This is a genomic window from Labrys sp. LIt4, assembly GCF_017813775.1.
Lineage (GTDB): Bacteria > Pseudomonadota > Alphaproteobacteria > Rhizobiales > Labraceae > Labrys > Labrys okinawensis_A.
In genome coordinates, this window is the sequence record NZ_JAGIPY010000010.1 from 185,187 (window position 1) to 200,790 (window position 15,604).

Annotated in this window: 13 protein-coding genes and 1 pseudogene; 6 read left to right on the forward strand and 8 right to left on the reverse strand. The window is 64.0% G+C overall.

What is annotated here, in order from left to right; genetic code table 11:
- Positions 1 to 219: 219 nt before the first annotated feature.
- Positions 220 to 1,299 (reverse strand): tRNA lysidine(34) synthetase TilS, encoded by a 1,080-nt coding sequence (gene tilS, locus J8I29_RS19480; RefSeq protein WP_209432927.1) that lies wholly within the window; start codon positions 1,297 to 1,299, stop codon positions 220 to 222.
- 90 nt (positions 1,300 to 1,389) lie between these two features.
- Positions 1,390 to 2,526, reverse strand: coding sequence for a tol-pal system protein YbgF (ybgF, locus tag J8I29_RS19485; RefSeq protein ID WP_209432928.1), 1,137 nt, complete (start codon positions 2,524 to 2,526; stop codon positions 1,390 to 1,392).
- Between the two features lie 227 nt (positions 2,527 to 2,753).
- Here ybgF and ybgC point away from each other — a divergent pair, with 227 nt between their 5' ends.
- From ybgC to tolB, 5 genes are all read left to right on the forward strand, one after another.
- Positions 2,754 to 3,158, forward strand: coding sequence for a tol-pal system-associated acyl-CoA thioesterase (gene ybgC, locus J8I29_RS19490; protein WP_209432929.1), 405 nt, complete (start codon positions 2,754 to 2,756; stop codon positions 3,156 to 3,158).
- A gap of 562 nt (positions 3,159 to 3,720) precedes the next feature.
- Positions 3,721 to 4,440 (forward strand): protein TolQ, encoded by a 720-nt coding sequence (gene tolQ / locus J8I29_RS19495; RefSeq protein ID WP_068285660.1) that lies wholly within the window; start codon positions 3,721 to 3,723, stop codon positions 4,438 to 4,440.
- Positions 4,441 to 4,480: 40 nt separating this feature from the next.
- Complete coding sequence (locus J8I29_RS19500; RefSeq protein ID WP_105865006.1) at positions 4,481 to 4,936, forward strand: ExbD/TolR family protein; 456 nt, start codon at positions 4,481 to 4,483, stop codon at positions 4,934 to 4,936.
- Positions 4,937 to 5,140: 204 nt separating this feature from the next.
- Positions 5,141 to 6,445 (forward strand): hypothetical protein, encoded by a 1,305-nt coding sequence (locus tag J8I29_RS19505; protein WP_209432930.1) that lies wholly within the window; start codon positions 5,141 to 5,143, stop codon positions 6,443 to 6,445.
- 67 nt (positions 6,446 to 6,512) lie between these two features.
- Positions 6,513 to 7,805, forward strand: coding sequence for a Tol-Pal system beta propeller repeat protein TolB (gene tolB / locus J8I29_RS19510; protein ID WP_245197154.1), 1,293 nt, complete (start codon positions 6,513 to 6,515; stop codon positions 7,803 to 7,805).
- Between the two features lie 93 nt (positions 7,806 to 7,898).
- Here tolB and J8I29_RS19515 read toward each other — a convergent pair whose 3' ends face one another.
- The 6 genes and pseudogenes from J8I29_RS19515 to J8I29_RS19540 form a co-directional block, all read right to left on the reverse strand.
- The gene (locus J8I29_RS19515; protein ID WP_209432960.1) at positions 7,899 to 8,915 is read right to left on the reverse strand and encodes a bile acid:sodium symporter family protein; all 1,017 of its coding nucleotides are present in this window, start codon (positions 8,913 to 8,915) and stop codon (positions 7,899 to 7,901) included.
- Positions 8,916 to 9,300: 385 nt separating this feature from the next.
- Positions 9,301 to 10,260 (reverse strand): annotated as a pseudogene (locus J8I29_RS19520) (sulfate/molybdate ABC transporter ATP-binding protein); the annotation flags it as partial.
- Positions 10,261 to 10,335: 75 nt separating this feature from the next.
- Positions 10,336 to 11,241 carry a sulfate ABC transporter permease subunit CysW gene (gene cysW / locus J8I29_RS19525; RefSeq protein WP_209432933.1) on the reverse strand — a complete coding sequence of 302 codons (906 nt, stop codon included), beginning with the start codon at positions 11,239 to 11,241 and terminating at the stop codon, positions 10,336 to 10,338.
- Positions 11,234 to 12,088 (reverse strand): sulfate ABC transporter permease subunit CysT, encoded by an 855-nt coding sequence (gene cysT / locus J8I29_RS19530; protein ID WP_105865011.1) that lies wholly within the window; start codon positions 12,086 to 12,088, stop codon positions 11,234 to 11,236. Before cysT ends, cysW begins: the two co-directional genes overlap by 8 nt.
- A 160-nt stretch (positions 12,089 to 12,248) precedes the next feature.
- Positions 12,249 to 13,223 (reverse strand): sulfate ABC transporter substrate-binding protein, encoded by a 975-nt coding sequence (locus tag J8I29_RS19535; protein WP_209432961.1) that lies wholly within the window; start codon positions 13,221 to 13,223, stop codon positions 12,249 to 12,251.
- A gap of 309 nt (positions 13,224 to 13,532) precedes the next feature.
- The gene (locus J8I29_RS19540; RefSeq protein WP_245443598.1) at positions 13,533 to 14,576 is read right to left on the reverse strand and encodes a sulfate ABC transporter substrate-binding protein; all 1,044 of its coding nucleotides are present in this window, start codon (positions 14,574 to 14,576) and stop codon (positions 13,533 to 13,535) included.
- 367 nt (positions 14,577 to 14,943) lie between these two features.
- Here J8I29_RS19540 and pal point away from each other — a divergent pair, with 367 nt between their 5' ends.
- Positions 14,944 to 15,474: a peptidoglycan-associated lipoprotein Pal gene (gene pal, locus J8I29_RS19545; protein ID WP_105865013.1), complete on the forward strand. Its 531-nt coding sequence runs from the start codon at positions 14,944 to 14,946 to the stop codon at positions 15,472 to 15,474.
- The last annotated feature ends 130 nt before the right edge of the window (positions 15,475 to 15,604 follow it).

Consider the following 15,604-nt stretch of genomic DNA (forward strand, 5'->3'; position numbering starts at 1 on the left):
CCTGCCTCAAGCAGGGGACGCCACAGCATATCGCGGCTAAAATAGGCACAGGCGAGCCAAATGCCAAGGCAAGCCGGTGGGATAGATAGCCCTGCGCTCCCTTATAGAAGTGCCGAGGGCTTGTCACGGTGAAGATTCGAGTGGCGCATGCGCCGCTAATTTCTTGAAATAGGCCGTTATTTTGCCGCTTCTAGGGCAGTCGGCAGAAAATGACAATTTCTACATCTTGTTTTTTATGGCACCGCGCCGGCGTTCGGGCTCACGGGTGACCTGCAGATTGCCGCACCTGTCCAGCCGCAGCAGGGTGCCGCCGAGGCTGCGCTGCCAGGACCTGCCTCGGCCGTGGCTCGGATCGAGGGCCTGCTCGAGTGCCGCCCCCAGCGCCTCCAGGCGGTCGAGGCGCAGGCCATAGGCCGATCCCCTGCTCTTGTCCTGCACGAGCAGGATGGCCCGCTCCAGGATACGCAGCCTGATATCGGCCGGGCAGGCGGCGAGGCCGGGGCCGTCGAGCCGCAGACGGTCTTGGTCTCCTTGGGCGAGGATCTCGAAGCGCTCGGCCGTAATGGCTTCCAGCGCATCGCTGCTGCGCGCGGCCCGGCGGGCGAGCAGGGCCAGGCGTGCCGGGTCGAGGCCGAGCGGGGCGAGCTGGTCGAGAAGGGCACGCAGGCGAACGCGCTCAAATCGGGCGTTGCGGTTCGAGGGATCCTCGAGCCAGGTCATGCCGGCAGCCTGCAGGGTCGTCACCAGCCGGACCCGGGTCGTGCCGAGCAGGGGACGCAGAAGGCCGAGGCCGGGACTGAGGGGCGTGAGCGGGCGCATGGCGGCCAGGCCGTCGATGGCGGAGCCGTGCAGCAAGCGCATCAGCACGGTTTCGGCCTGGTCGTCGAGCGTATGGGCCGTGGCGATCGCATCCGCTCCGATTTCAGCCGCCGCTTCGGCCAGCAGGGCATAGCGGGCGCTTCGGGCTGCCTCCTGCAGCCGCGCGGCCGGCTTGTCGCCCTCCCAGCGCTTGATGATGCAGGGCAAGCCGAGATCGGCGGCTCTCGTGGAAACGATACGGCATTCCTCCGCGCTTTCCGGACGCAGGGCGTGATCGATACTTGCGACGGTGAGACGGGTTTGCGGGTTCTGCGCGTGCCAGCATGCCGCGAGCAGCATCAGAGCGGTGGAATCGGCGCCGCCGGAGACCGCGAGGACGACATGGGTGCGATCATGGAAATCGGCGAACAAAGCGGGGAGTTCGTCGGGGGCGATGGGCGTAGACAAAGTGGCTTCCCGTTGCACGGCACCGCGCGTCATGAAGTCTTTCGGGGCCGCTCCCTACCCCTTATCCTTGCCCTTACCCTCTCCCCGATCGGGAGAGGGCAAGCGTGAGCGACGACAACATCCTCACCCCACCTTGCAGGCGTTCTTCTTGATCTCGCGATCGGCTCCGCTGAGGATGGTCGGTCCGGCCTTGGGATATTTGCTGCCGACCGCCTGGAGAGCTGCGCATGCGGCGTCTTTCTCGCCCATGGCCGCCAAGGTGATACCCAGCTTGAGCATGCTGGCGGGCGCGCGCCTGGAATTGGCGTAGGTCTTGGTGACCTTCAGGAACTGCTCGGCTGCGTCGGTATATTGCTTGCGCTGATAGAGGCTCTCGCCGATCCAATGGATGGCGTCGGGTACGCGCTTGTCCTTGGGATGGCTGGCGATGAAATTGCGAAAGGCGGCCTCGGCCTGGTCGTAGCGTTGGGTCTCGATCAGGCGATAGTCGGCGGCATATTCGGCTTCCGGCGTGGCTGGAGCCCCGGGAGCCGGCGCCGGTTCGGCGCCGGCATTGGGCTCGTTGCTCGCCATGGGGCGCGAGGTGTCGACGGCGATGCCCGGCAGGCCAGGGGCGACGGTGGAGTTGCGCGGGCGCGGCGTCGAGGGCGGCGCCTGGTCGGGAACATCGCCGGTGGAGTCCTGCATGGCGACGTCGTCGCCGCCGCCGGCGGGAAGGCTGCCCAGGGAATTGGGCTGGGTGGCGGGTGGAGCGTTCTGGCCGCTCTTCTGGCGCGGAGGCGCGCTGGGGGCGGGCTTGGGGGCGGAAGCCTTGCCGCCGCCTTCGAGGGCCTGCAGGCGATATTCGGTATCCTCCTGCTGGCGCTTCATCTCGTCCTGGAGGCGGCGCACCTGAGACTGCAGATCCTCGACGGTGCCGAGCAGCCTGCGGTTCTCGCCTTCCAGCCGCTGTACGCGTACGAGGAGATCGCCCATGGTGGACTCCTGGGCCACGACGTAGCCGCCTTGCGACGGGGTCGGCGCTGCGGCGGCGGGAGGCTGCTCATAGGTCGAGCCGGTGACGGTGCCGTCATATTCGGCTTGGGCAGGCGGCTGGGGGTAAGGCTGGTCGGGCGTGTAGCCATTATCCTGCGCGGATTGGTCCTGCCCGACGCTGCCGGGCGGCATCAGTCCCTCGTCATAGGACGCTGCGCGTACCGGGCCCGAGGGCAGGGCCAGGGTCACGGCCAGCAGAAGGGCGGCGGAAGCGGGGCGGAGCATAGGGCGGCTCATTCGGTTGCAATCAATCCAAAGCGTTCTGCGATCTGGCGGAATCGCCGTAAATCGCAAGGATGTGTCGAAACTCGGCATTCGAGCAAGGCGTGTTCTCACCACAACGCATCATGCTCCGGTCACGTCGATACCACACAGGTCAAGTCAGGCGAAACTTTGAACAAACGGCTTTCCCCATGATAGAAAAGGCGCAAACCCCGCCAAATTTCGGCGGCATGCTTAACGATGTCTGCCACACGCTGCCTCTTCGGGTCTATTACGAGGACACCGATTTCTCCGGCATCGTCTACCATGCCAATTATCTGCGCTTCTTCGAGCGGGGGCGGACCGAGTTCATCCGTGCGCTCGGGGTCGACCAGCTCGCCCTCCATCGCGAAGAAGGAATCGCTTTCGCCGTGCGGTCGATCCAGGTCGAATTCATCCGTCCTGCCTTGATGGACGACATCATCGAGGTGGAGACCAAGGCGGGTGAAGTACGCGGGCCCTCGCTGCATCTCGAACAGACCATCCGGCGGGGCGAGGAAGTCCTGACCACCGCCAAGGTGCTCGTGGTCTGTATCCGTAACGGCAGGCCGCAGCGCCTGCCGGAGAGTCTGCGTACTGTGCTATCAGGAGCATAGTGCGTCGGAGCGTAAACGCTTCTTTGCTCCGGTCCTTTGTTTGCGCACTTCTTTGCGGTCCGGGCAGCTTTCCTCGAATCGCAGAACGCTTCAGTCGGGATCAGTAATCGGGGGACCTGGAGCCGCCGTCATCAATGTTGCGGCGCATCATAAATAAGAATTCGCGAATCGAGGCCGTCCGTAACCCGACATTAACGGTACCGATGATCAATAGGCCTGGAATCCGCCGCTTATCGCGGTTGGGAAGGGGTGCCGCACTGCGGTCACATTCAAACGTCAAAAGGAGCCCGTGACGCCTGGAATTGTTGCTCTGCACAATCAGGCGCATGGATTTCCCGAGTAACGTTTGGTGTGTGCCGGGGCGGCACCTGAGGCAGGCTTGATCTTGGCTTGAAGCTCAGGATCGAGATTGGGCTCGCCGAATGTTGCTGCGAATATGCCGATCTTGCGCGGATCAGCCTAGCTCGAATGTGCCGATCCCCTGCGGACCGGATAGACTGAGAAGACGCCGATCCTCGGGATCGGCTTTGGCCCGCCGGCCTCAGGACGAGGAATTGAAGGAATGGAAGCGACCGCCGATATGGCCCAGACGGCCCTGGCTCCGGTAACCGATGTGAGCCTGCTCGGATTGATCATGAACGCCGGTCTGGTCGTCCAGATCGTCATGCTGGGCCTGATGGCAGCCTCGGTGTGGTGCTGGGCCATCATCATCGACAAGGCCATCCTGTTCTCCCGGTCGCGCGCCGCCATGAACCGCTTTGAGCAGGTGTTCTGGTCGGGCCAGAGCCTCGAGGAGCTCTATCGTTCGCTGTCGCAGCGCCAGAACTACGGTATGGCCGGCCTGTTCGTTTCGGCCATGCGCGAGTGGAAGCGCTCGCTCGAATCGCCCGGCCGCTCCTTCCTCGGCCTGCAGGCCCGCATCGAGAAGGTGATGGACGTCACCGTTCAGCGTGAGGTGGAGCGTCTGGAATCCAAGCTCCTGGTGCTCGCCACCGTCGGCTCCTCCAGCCCGTTCATCGGCCTGTTCGGTACGGTCGTCGGCATCATGACCGCCTTCCAGTCGATCGCGGCCACCAAGAACACTTCGCTCGCCGCCGTGGCGCCCGGCATTTCCGAAGCCCTGTTCGCTACCGCCATGGGCCTGGTCGCCGCCATTCCCGCGGTGATCGCCTACAACAAGTTCAACGCGGAAGTCGCCAAGCAGCAGGCTCGCCTGGAAGGCTTCGCCGACGAATTCTCCGCCATCCTGTCGCGCCAGATCGACGAGCGCCTGGCCGCCTGAGCGGCCGCCTCGTTCCGACCCCTATCTCGAGGAAAGCATCATGGGTGGAAGTGTTGCGACAGGATCCGGCGGCTCGGGCGGCGGGACGCGCCGCCGGCGCCGTCACAAGGCGCCGATCGCCGATATCAACATGACGCCGTTCATCGACGTCATGCTGGTGCTGCTCATCATCTTCATGGTCGCCGCGCCGCTGTTGACCCAAGGCGTCGATATCGATCTGCCGCAGACTCAGGCGAAGGCCATCTCGGTGGACAAGCGTCCGATCACCGTCTCCATCAAGGCGGACGGCCAGTCCTATCTGAACGACAGCGACAAGCCGGAGCCCGATTTGCTCGGTCGCCTCAAGGCGATGACGGAGAATGGGGCAGGTGTGGAAGAGCGCATCTTCGTCAAGGGAGACGGCAAGGCGAGCTGGGACCAAATCGCCAAGGTGATGAGCGACATCACCGGCGCCGGCTTCAAGAAGGCCGCGCTGGTAACCCAGCCGCAGAGCTAGAAACGGGAATGCTCGCATTTACCTCGTTTCGGCTGATGCGCGCGCTGACGGGCGGGCACGGGAACGGGGCAGCTTGGCGACGTCGCAGGGTATCGAACGGGCGATGACGTCGGGATTGGGGTTTGAAAGGCCGGTTTGAGTACGATGCGTGATTATGGACTTCCCGTTTCGGCGGCGGTGCATGCAATTTTGCTGGGAGCGTTGTTGTTCGCGTTTCCGGCCGCCAAGCCGCTCGACTCGGCCCCGGCCATTCCGGTCGATATGGTCACGCCGGAACAATACGACCAGATCATGAAGGGCGATCCGACTCCGTCGGCCAGCGGTGGCGGTGGCGGGCAGGAGGCGCCGCAGAAGGTGCAGGCTCCGCCGACGCCGCCGACGCGTGATGTGCCGGATGCCGAAGTCGCCGACAATGCCGACGACGCTCCGCCGCCACTGCCTACGCCCAAGCCCGATCCGAAACCTGACACGCAAGCTCTCGCCAAGCTGGCCGAGGCGGCTGCCGCTGCCGAGGCAGCCGCTAAGGCGCAGGAGCAGGCCAAGGCCGCTGCCGCAGCGAAGGCCGCCCAGGCCAAGGCGGACGCCGTCGCGAAGGCGGCCCAGGCCAAGGCTGCCGCCGATGCCGCTGCGAAAGCGCAGGCCGAGGCTCGTGCCGAGCTTGCCGCCAAGGCCGAGGCTGCGGCCAAGGAAGCGGCGGAGGCCGAGCGTCAGCAAAAGCTCGCCGAGGCGGCTGAAGCGGCCAAGAAGGCGGAAGCCGACAAGCAGCGCAAGATCGCGGAGGCTGAGGCTGCGAAAAAGGCCGAAGCCGAGAAACAGCGCAAGCTCGCGGAGGCCGAGGCCGCGAAGAAGGCTGAGGCCGAGAAACAGCGTAAGCTCGCCGAGGCTGAGGCTGCGAAGAAGGCTGAGGCCGAGAAGCAGAAGCAGCTCGCCGATGCCAAGGCCGACGCCGAACGTCAGGCTGCCATCGACAAGGTCATCGCCGATAAGAAGGCCGAGGCTGCCAAGCAGGCGGCTGCCGCCAAAAACGCCAAGCAGCTCGACGGCATCGACGGCATCCTGGCCAAGCGCAAGGCCAAGGAAGGCCAGCAGGTGGCAAGCAATGTTCCTGCAACGACGCCGAGCAAGCCCTCTGGGCGGGCCGGCAACACCCGTGACAATGTCAACCAGACCGGGACGACCGGCAGGCAGGATGCCAATGCGCCCAAGCTCAACCTTCAACAACAGAGAGCCATGGGCAAGATGGTCGAAGACCAGATCAAGCCTTGCATGCCGCCAAACTTCTCGGCTGACGCCGGCGGTGCTGTTGCCAAGGTACAACTGGCAATGAATCAAGATGGCACGCTGGCCGCTCGACCTGTGCTGGTAAGCTCGAGCGATCCTGCAACTGGGGGCGCCTTGCTGAGAGCAGTGAGCCGTTGCATAGGGCCGGGTAAGCCTCTGCACTTTGACCCGCAGACTTATGCAGCGTGGAAAGAATTCACCTATACGCATAAACCGGGTGGCTTTTGATCCCCATTCTGAAGCCAACGAACGTGACGAGAGAGCCTAACAAATGGATTTGAATAGACGCGGATTCATGCAATTTGGTCTAGCGACCGTTTCGTCGCTTGCAGCATGGGGCGTAACATCTGCCTCAGCTCAAATGCTGGATCTTTATGGTTCGGGATCCGGCGGCGTTCAGCCTATCTCTGTGGCGATCATGAATATTTCGGGTGGTGGCAAGGACTTGTCCAGCGTCATCTCCAACGATCTTAGCCGTTCCGGTCTGTTCCAGCCGATCGATCCGAAGGCGTTCGTCGAGCAGGTTGGTCCCAATACGCCGCCGAACTTCTCTAGTTGGCAGACGCTGAACGCGCAGGTCGTGGTCGCAGGCCAGGTCGTGCCCTCGGGCAACGGTCTGAGTATCCAAGTCCGTGTCTGGGACGTTGCACAGGGCAAGCAGATCGCCGGCCAGCAATTCTCGACCTCGGCCAACAACTGGCGCCAGCTTGGCCACATCGCCGCCAACACCGTGTTCAAGGCGGTGACGGGTGAGCCCGGTGCCTTCGACACGCGCATCGCCTTCATCTCCGAATCCGGCCCCAAGGACAAGCGGGTCAAGCGCCTGGCCGTGATGGACCAGGACGGCGCCAACACCGTCTATCTCAGCCGCGGCACCGATCTGGTGCTGACGCCGCGCTTCTCGCCGACCAACCAGGAGTTGACTTATCTGTCGTTCGGTGATGCCGATCCGCGCGTCTTCCTGGCCAACGTCCAGACCGGCCAGCGTGGTGTGGTCGGCAATTTCCCGGGCATGACCTTCTCGCCGCGCTTCTCGCCGGACGGGCGCAAGGTGATCATGAGCTATGAGAAGAACGGCTCTTCGACCATCCAGGTCCTGAACCTGCAGTCGAAGCAGGCGACCCAGCTCACCAATGGCAGCGCCATCGACACCTCGCCTTCCTATTCGCCGGACGGCAGCCGCATTGTGTTTGAATCCGATCGCGGCGGCACCCAGCAAATCTACATCATGAACGCTGACGGCTCGAACCAGCAGCGTATTTCCAGTGGCGAGGGCGGTGCCCGCTATTCCACGCCGGTCTGGTCGCCCCGCTCCGACCTGATCGCCTTCACTCGCCAGAAGGGCGGCCAGTTCGGCATCGGCATCATGAAGCCGGACGGTTCGGGTGAGCGCATGATCACCGAGGGCTTCCACAATGAAGGCCCGACCTGGGCGCCGAACGGCCTTTATCTGATGTGGTTCCGCGACCTCGGCCAGGGACCGCAGCTCTGGCAGGCCTCGATCTTCGGCACGCCCGAGCAGCGCGTACCGACGCAGGGCTTTGCCTCCGATCCGGCTTGGTCCACCAATCTGTTCAAGCAGAACTGACGGCAATTCCGCGGATCGCAGGCCTCCTTGCCTGCTTTCCTTTCGCAAGCGCGGCCTTCCAAGAGCAGGCAGGGATGCCTGCGATCCCGGGGGCTACTTGGCCCGGGATGACGCTTCTTGAGTGCCTGCCTCGATTTCGGGCCAATCTTCTGTCGGGTCTTCTTCCTGGCTCGCGTCGAGGGCCTTGAGGCGCCGGGCATAGCGCTGGGCCAGGATGGCGCAGGTCATCAGCTGGATCTGGTGGAACAGCATCAGCGGCAGCACGATGGCGCCGATGTTCTGGCCGGCGAAGATAACGGTTGCCATCGGCACGCCGGTGGCGAGGCTCTTCTTGGAGCCGCAGAACACGATGGTGATCTCGTCCTCCTTGGAGAAGCCGAGACGGCGGCTGCCATAGGTGGTGATCAGGAGCACCAGGGCGAGCAGGGCGGCATCGACGAACACCATGGTGAGCAGGGCCGTGGCCGAGAATTGCCGCCACAGTCCACCCGTCACGGCATCGGAAAAGGCCAGATACACCACCATCAGGATCGAGCCGCGGTCGACGAAGCTCAGCACGAGGCGATGCCGGCGCACGAAGCCACCGATCCAGGGCTGCAGCACCTGGCCGAGTACGAAGGGCAGCAGGAGCTGGGTGACGATGGTGATCAGCACCGAGCCCGAAAAGCCCACGCCGCGCGAGGCGAAAAGCAGGCCCGCCAGCAGCGGCGTGATGAAGATGCCGAGAATGTTGGAGCCCGATGCCGCGCAGACGGCGGCAGGGACATTGCCGCCCGCTATCGAGGTGAAGGCGATCGAGGACTGCACCGTCGAGGGCAGGATGGCGAGGAAGAGGATGCCGCTGGCGAGCGTCGGCGTCAGCAGCGACACCAGGCCGTAATCGAGCGCGAGCGCCAGCACCGGGAAGAGGGCGTAGGTCGCCAGCAGGATGGTGAGGTGCAAACGCCAGTGTGAAAGGCCCGCAATCACCGTGTCGCGCGACAGCCTGGCGCCGTGCAGGAAAAAAAGCAGGGCGATCGCACCATTGGCCAAGGCTGCGAATATCTCGGCCGGCCGCCCCGCAACGGGCAGGAAGCTCGCCAACGCCACGACACCCAGGAGCATCAGCATGAAATTGTCGGGACGGAAGCGCGAGAGCAAGTTGATGATCACCTGACCGGGACAAACGGTATTGCCGCAACGGGCGGCGGCGAGACGGCACCCTTGGAATGCTACCCAGCGTTAACCCATCCTTGCGAGGGGCGGAAGCCTCACCCGCGGCGTCGTGGGCCTGCGCAGACCTGCTATGCACGCGCAGTGGGGCGGGAGCCGCAGAGGCGGCCGCCCCGCATGACTACTGGGCTCAGGCGCGCTGGAAGGCGCTCGGCCGGACCACCACCGGCTCCGTCGCCGCGCCGCGGAAATAGCGGGCCTCGCCATTGGCGGCGAAAACGGCGGCGTTGAGCAGTTTGAGGCCGACCGGCTTGTTGTTCTCGCTGCTGCGCAGACTTGCCGTATCGACCTCCACTACCGTGCCTTGCGTGCCCAAGGCGACTTCCAGGCGGCGAGTGGCGCCGACACGGCGCTGCGCCACGATCAGCCCATTGAGAGACGAGGCGCCCGGCTCCACTGGCGTGACGTCGTGCGGGCGCACGAACAGGCTGGCCGGCCCGTCCGGTAGGCCGTCGGCATTGAAGGGCAGGGCCGTGCCGTCGAGCAGGATGCGTCCCTGCGAGATCGCCACCGGCACGCGGCTGGACTCGCCGATGAAGCCGAAGATGAAGGGTGTGGCCGGATGGTCGTAGATCTCGTCGGGCACGCCGAGCTGGTCGATGCGGCCCTTCTCGAGCACGGCGATGCGGTCCGACAGTTCCAATGCCTCGTCCTGGTCATGGGTGACGAAGATGGTGGTGTGGCCGGTCTTGTCATGGATCGTGCGCAGCCAGCTGCGCAGATCCTTGCGGACCTTGGCATCGAGGGCGCCGAAGGGCTCGTCCAGCAGCAGCACCTTGGGCTCGACGGCGAGGGCGCGGGCGAGAGCGACGCGCTGGCGCTGGCCGCCGGAAAGCTGGGACGGGTAACGCTGGCCGAAGGCGCCCAGTTGCACGAGATCGAGCAGCTCGGCCACGCGCCTGACGATCTCGGCTTCGGCCGGCCTTTTGGCGCGCGGACGAACCCTCAGGCCGTAGGCGACATTGTCGGCCACCGTCATGTGGCGGAACAGCGCGTAGTGCTGGAACACGAAGCCGACCCGGCGTTCCTGCACCGTCAGGCCGGCGGTGTCGTCGGCGCCGAAAAAGACGGTGCCGGTGGTCGGGCGCTCCAGCCCGGCGATGATGCGCAGCAGCGTGGTCTTGCCCGATCCGGAAGGACCGAGCAAGCCGAGAAGCTCGCCCGACTTGATCTCGAGATCGATGCCGTGCAGGGCCGGCGAGACGCCGTAGCTCTTGGTCAGGCCCGTAACGCGGATATCCATGATCTGGTCCTTGCTAAAGCATCTTCTGGAAAATTGGCAGGCTTTTCGGTTCAGAAGGTGCGTCGAAACAACGAATTAGTGTTTGGCGCCGTGAGCGAGTTCGTCACCATAGCGCCATTCGAGCAGCGTCTTGGCCACGAGGGTCACCAATGCGAGCATCGCCAGCAGAGAGGCGACGGCGAAAGCGGCGATCGCGGCCGAGCCTCCGCCCTCATAGAGAATCTGGATATGCAGCGGCATGGTGTTGGTGCCGCCGATGACGTGGCCGGATACAACGGAGACCGCGCCGAACTCGCCCATGGCCCTGGCATTGCACAGGAGCACGCCATAGAGCAGGCCCCAGCGGATGTTGGGCACGGTCACGGTCCAGAACATTTTCAGCGGCGAGGCGCCCAGCGTCAGCGCCGCCTCCTCGTCCGCCTTGCCCTGGGCCTGCATCAGCGGAATGAGCTCGCGGGCCACGAAGGGGAAGGTCACGAAGATGGTGGCGAGCACGATGCCGGGCAGGGCGAAGATGATCTGGATGCGATGGGCGCTGAGCCAGGATCCGAACAGGCCCTGGGCGCCGAACAGCAGCACGAAGACCAGGCCCGCCACCACCGGCGAGACGGAGAAGGGCAGATCGATCAGAGTGATGAGCAGGCTCTTGCCCTTGAAATCGAACTTGGCCACGGCCCAGGCCGCGATCACGCCGAAGACGATGTTGAGCGGCACGGCGATCAGGGCGACGATCAGGGTCATCCAGACGGCGGTGCGGGTATCCGGGTCTTCGAAGGACTCGAAATAGGCGGCAGCCCCGCTACGGAACGCCTGGTAGAACACCTCGATCAGCGGCAGCACCAGGAAGGCCGCGAGAAAGACGAGGGCGATGCCGATCAGGATGCGGCGAACCCAGGATGTCTCGGTGGTGACCGCATGCTCGCGGCTGACCGGCGGTTCGCGATAAAGCTCGATCGCCAGTTCGGAGGTCGAATTAGGCATCGCCCATCCTCCTGCGGCTCCAGGCCTGGATCAGGTTGATCGCCAGCAGCATGGCGAAGGAGATTGCCAGCATGATGATGGCGATGGCGGCGGCATCGGCATATTTGTTCTGCTCGAGCTTCTGGAAGATCAGGCTCGGCACGATTTCCGAGACATAGGGAATATTGCCCGCGATGAAGATCACCGAGCCGTATTCGCCGACGGCACGGGCGAAAGCGAGGGCAAAGCCGGTCAGCACGGCGGGCAGCAGCGGGGGCAGCAGCACGCGCGTCACCGTCTGGAAGCGCGTGGCGCCGAGCGTGGCGGAGGCTTCCTCGATTTCCTTGTCGATCTCGGCCAGCACCGGCTGGAGCGTACGCACCACGAAGGGCAGGCCGATGAAGACCAAGGCGACGAAGATGCCCTTGGTGGTGAAGGCGACCTTGATGCCGGCAAGGGCGAAGAACTGGCCGATCCAGCCATTGGAGGCATAAAGGCTCGACAAGGCCAGGCCCGCCACGGCCGTCGGCAGGGCGAAAGGCAGGTCCACGGCGGCGTCGACCAGGCGCTTCCCCGGGAAGTCGTAGCGCACGAGCACCCAGGCGACGATGACGCCGAAGACGACATTGACCAGGGCGGCGATCAGGGAAATGCCGAAGGTGACCCTCAGCGCCGCGGCAACCTGCCCCTCGGCCGCAATGGCCAGGATGCCGGAGGGGCCGAGCACAGCCGCCTTCTGCAGCAGAGCGGCCAGCGGGATCAACACGATCAGGCTGAGATAGAAGATCGTATAGCCGAGCGTCAGGCCGAAGCCCGGCAGGGCACTCGGCTTGACGAAAGGGGCGCGAAGGGTGGCGGCAAGAGCCATGGGCGGTTCCTGGGTGGAATGTCATCCCGTGCGCGATGCAGCATGAGATGCTGCGTCGCAGACACGGGACCGTAAAACGAGAAAGGCGCTCTATTCGGAGCTCGGTCCCGGCTCTGCGAAGCGCCACTGCGTGCCGCATCGCGTCCGGGATGACGTGCCTTCACCCCTTCGGCTTGTAGATCTGGTCGAAAATGCCGCCATCGGCAAAATGCTTGGCCTGGACCTTGGCCCAGCCGCCGAACTGCGGGTCGGAAATGGTGAACAGCTTCAGCTTGGCGAAACGGGCGAGGTCGGCCGGATCGGCGGCTGACTCGTCGCTGGCGCGATAGCCGTTATGGGCGATGATCTTCTGGGCAGCCGGGGTGTAGAGGAAGTTGAGATAGGCCTCGGCCTGCTTGCGGGTGCCCTTGGCATCCACATTGGCGTCGACGATGCTTACCGGCGGCTCGGCCAGGATCGAGATCGAGGGTACCACCACCTCGAGCTTGTCCTCGCCGAATTCCTTCAGCGTCAGGAAGGCCTCGTTCTCCCAGGCGATCATCACATCGCCGACCTCGCGTTGCGCGAAGGTGATGGTGGCGCCGCGGGCGGCACTGTCGAGCACCGGCACATTGCGATAGAGGGCCGCCACGAATTCGCGCGTCTTGTCCTCGTCTCCACCCGTCTTGTCCCACGCATAGCCCCAGGCGGCCAGATAGTTCCAGCGCGTGCCGCCGCCGGTCTTGGGATTGCCGGTGATCACGGCAACGTCGGGGCGCACGAGGTCGCCCCAGTCCTTGATGCCCTTGGGATTGCCCTTGCGTACCACGAAGACGATGGTGGAGGCATAGGGCGTGGAATTGCGCGGTAAGCGGGCCTGCCAGTTCTCCGGGATCTTCTTGGTCGCCTTGGCTATAGAGTCGATGTCATTGGACAAGGCCAGCGTCACCACATCGGCGTCGAGCCCGTCGATGACGGCGCGCGCCTGCTTGCCGGAGCCGGCATGGGACTGCTTGATGGTGAGGTCCTCGCCCGTCTTGGTCTTCCAATCCGCTGCGAACGCCTTGTTGATTTCCTTGTAGAGCTCGCGCGTGGCGTCATAGGAGACGTTGAGCAACTCGGCGGCATGGCCGCGCGTGGGCGCGCCGAAGGTCATCCACAGCACGAAGCCGAGGGCCAGCAGCACGGCGAGGGTGTCGCGAAGGCGGGTGAGGCTGATCATGCCGTTCATTTCACAACCTGGAAGCGGGAAAGGAGAATTTACAACTTCTTCATATATCCACTAAATCAATCGACATTGTCAATGTGTTAAATTCGATAAATTCCACAACAATTACGTGTTATATGTGGACTATCCCGACCGAACCCGCCGATCGAGCGACTGTGGAAGTCAGGCAGCATTTTGCAGGGTAGTCCCAAAAAGAAACGGGCCCGCAGGCCCGCTTCGCTTCGTCGGTTGGCCGCATCATTGCGGCTTATAGATCTGGTCGAACACGCCGCCATCGCCGAAATGCTTGGGCTGGGCGGTCTTCCAGCCGCCGAAGCGGGCATCGTCGATCGTCACCAGCTTGAGCTTGGGAAAGCGGGCGAGGTCGGCCGGATCGGCGGCCTTTTCGTCGATCGGCCGATAGAAGTTGTGGGCGATGATCTTCTGGGCGGCCGGCGTGTAGAGGAAGTTGAGATAGGCTTCGGCCTGCTTGCGCGTGCCTTTGGCATCCACATTGGCGTCGACGATCGCGACCGGCGGCTCGGCCAGGATGGAGGAGGAGGGCGAGACGATCTCGTATTTGTCGGCGCCGAACTCCTGCAGCGTCAGGAAGGCCTCGTTCTCCCAGGCGATCAGCACGTCGCCGGTGTCGCGTTGGGCGAAGGTGACGGTAGAGCCGCGGGCGCCCGAGTCGAGCACGGGCACGTTGCGGTAGAGGGCGGCAATGAAATCGCGGGCCTTGGCCTCGTCGCCATTGTTCTTGTCGAAGGCATAGCTCCAGGCGGCCAGATAGTTCCAGCGCGCCCCGCCGCTGGTCTTAGGATTGGGAGTGATCACAGCGATGCCGGGTTTGACCAGATCGTCCCAGTCCTTGACCCCCTTGGGATTGCCCTTGCGCACCACGAAGACGATGGTCGAGGTGTAGGGCGAGGAGTTGTGGGGCAGGCGCGACTGCCAATTGTCGGGGAGCTTCTTGGTCGCCTTGGCGATGGCGTCGATGTCGCCGGACAGAGCGAGGGTCACCACATCCGCCTCGAGGCCGTCGATCACAGAGCGTGCCTGCTTGCCTGAGCCGCCATGCGATTGCTTGATGGTGAGGTCTTCGCCGGCCTTGGCCTTCCAATCGGCGATGAAGGCTGTGTTGATCTCCTTGTAGAGCTCGCGCGTCGGGTCATAGGAGACATTCAGCAGTTCGGCGGCGCGAGCCCCTGCGAGCGCGCCGAAAATCAGCCAGAGCACCAGGCCCAGGGCGAGGAGGACGCCGAGCGTATCTCTAAGGCGCGCAAGGCGAAGCGTTTTGATCGTCATGGGATGGTTTCCGGTCGAGAGAGAAGCTGACCAAATCTCCACTAAATCAATCAACCTTGTCAATCTATAAAATGCATGGACTAAAGGTATTATAGCTCAATCCACATGTGGCCTCTGTGTGACATAAATGCGACAGTGGCGGGGAATGGCGGCGCGCCTCGCTTGAGCCCAGCCGGGGCCACCATTGTGCCGGAATTGATCAGCACTTGGTTAACCATAGTGGCAGTTTAGCTCTTGGGGTGGGGTGCGACCGCGGCGCGGCGGTCAAGAAATCGCCGCGGGCCGTGTTTGCGGAACGTTCGATTAACCAGCTTTCGCTATGGCTGGTTTACCAATTCTGACGACCGGAGGAGTAACCGGAATGATGACGTCCCTGCGCGCGGTCCCTGCACTGCGCTTTGCCGCTGCACTGACCTGCGTGCTCGCATTGGCGGCCTGTAAGAGTAAGTCGGGTGCCGGCGATGGCCTTGGCGGGCCCGGCGGTGCTGGTGGTGGCGGCTACGGCGCCGGCGGCGCTGCATCGCCCGGCAGCCAGCAGGACTTCGTCGTGAATGTCGGCGACCGCGTGCTGTTCCTTGTCGACCAGTCCGACATCACCCCCGAAGGGCAGCAGACGCTGAACAAGCAGGCCCAGTGGCTGAAGGCCTATCCGCGCTACTCCGTCACCATCGAAGGCCATGCCGACGAGCGCGGCACGCGCGACTACAACTTCGCCCTCGGCCAGCGCCGCGCCCAGTCCGTGCGCGACTATCTGATGGCGCAGGGCATTTCGGGCAGCCGCATGCGCACCATCTCCTACGGCAAGGAGCGCCCGGTCGCGACCTGCAACGACATTTCCTGCTGGTCGCAGAATCGCCGCGCCGTCACCGTGCTGAACGGCGGCAATTCTTAAGCGGGGGCGGGTCTTCGGACCCGCCTGATCCTGTGTGTTTTTTGAGGCGGACGAGACGTCCGCGGTTCCAGCCGAAGCATTGGCCACACGAACCTTGCAAGGTTTGCAACGGCAACGCTCAGGTGGGGAC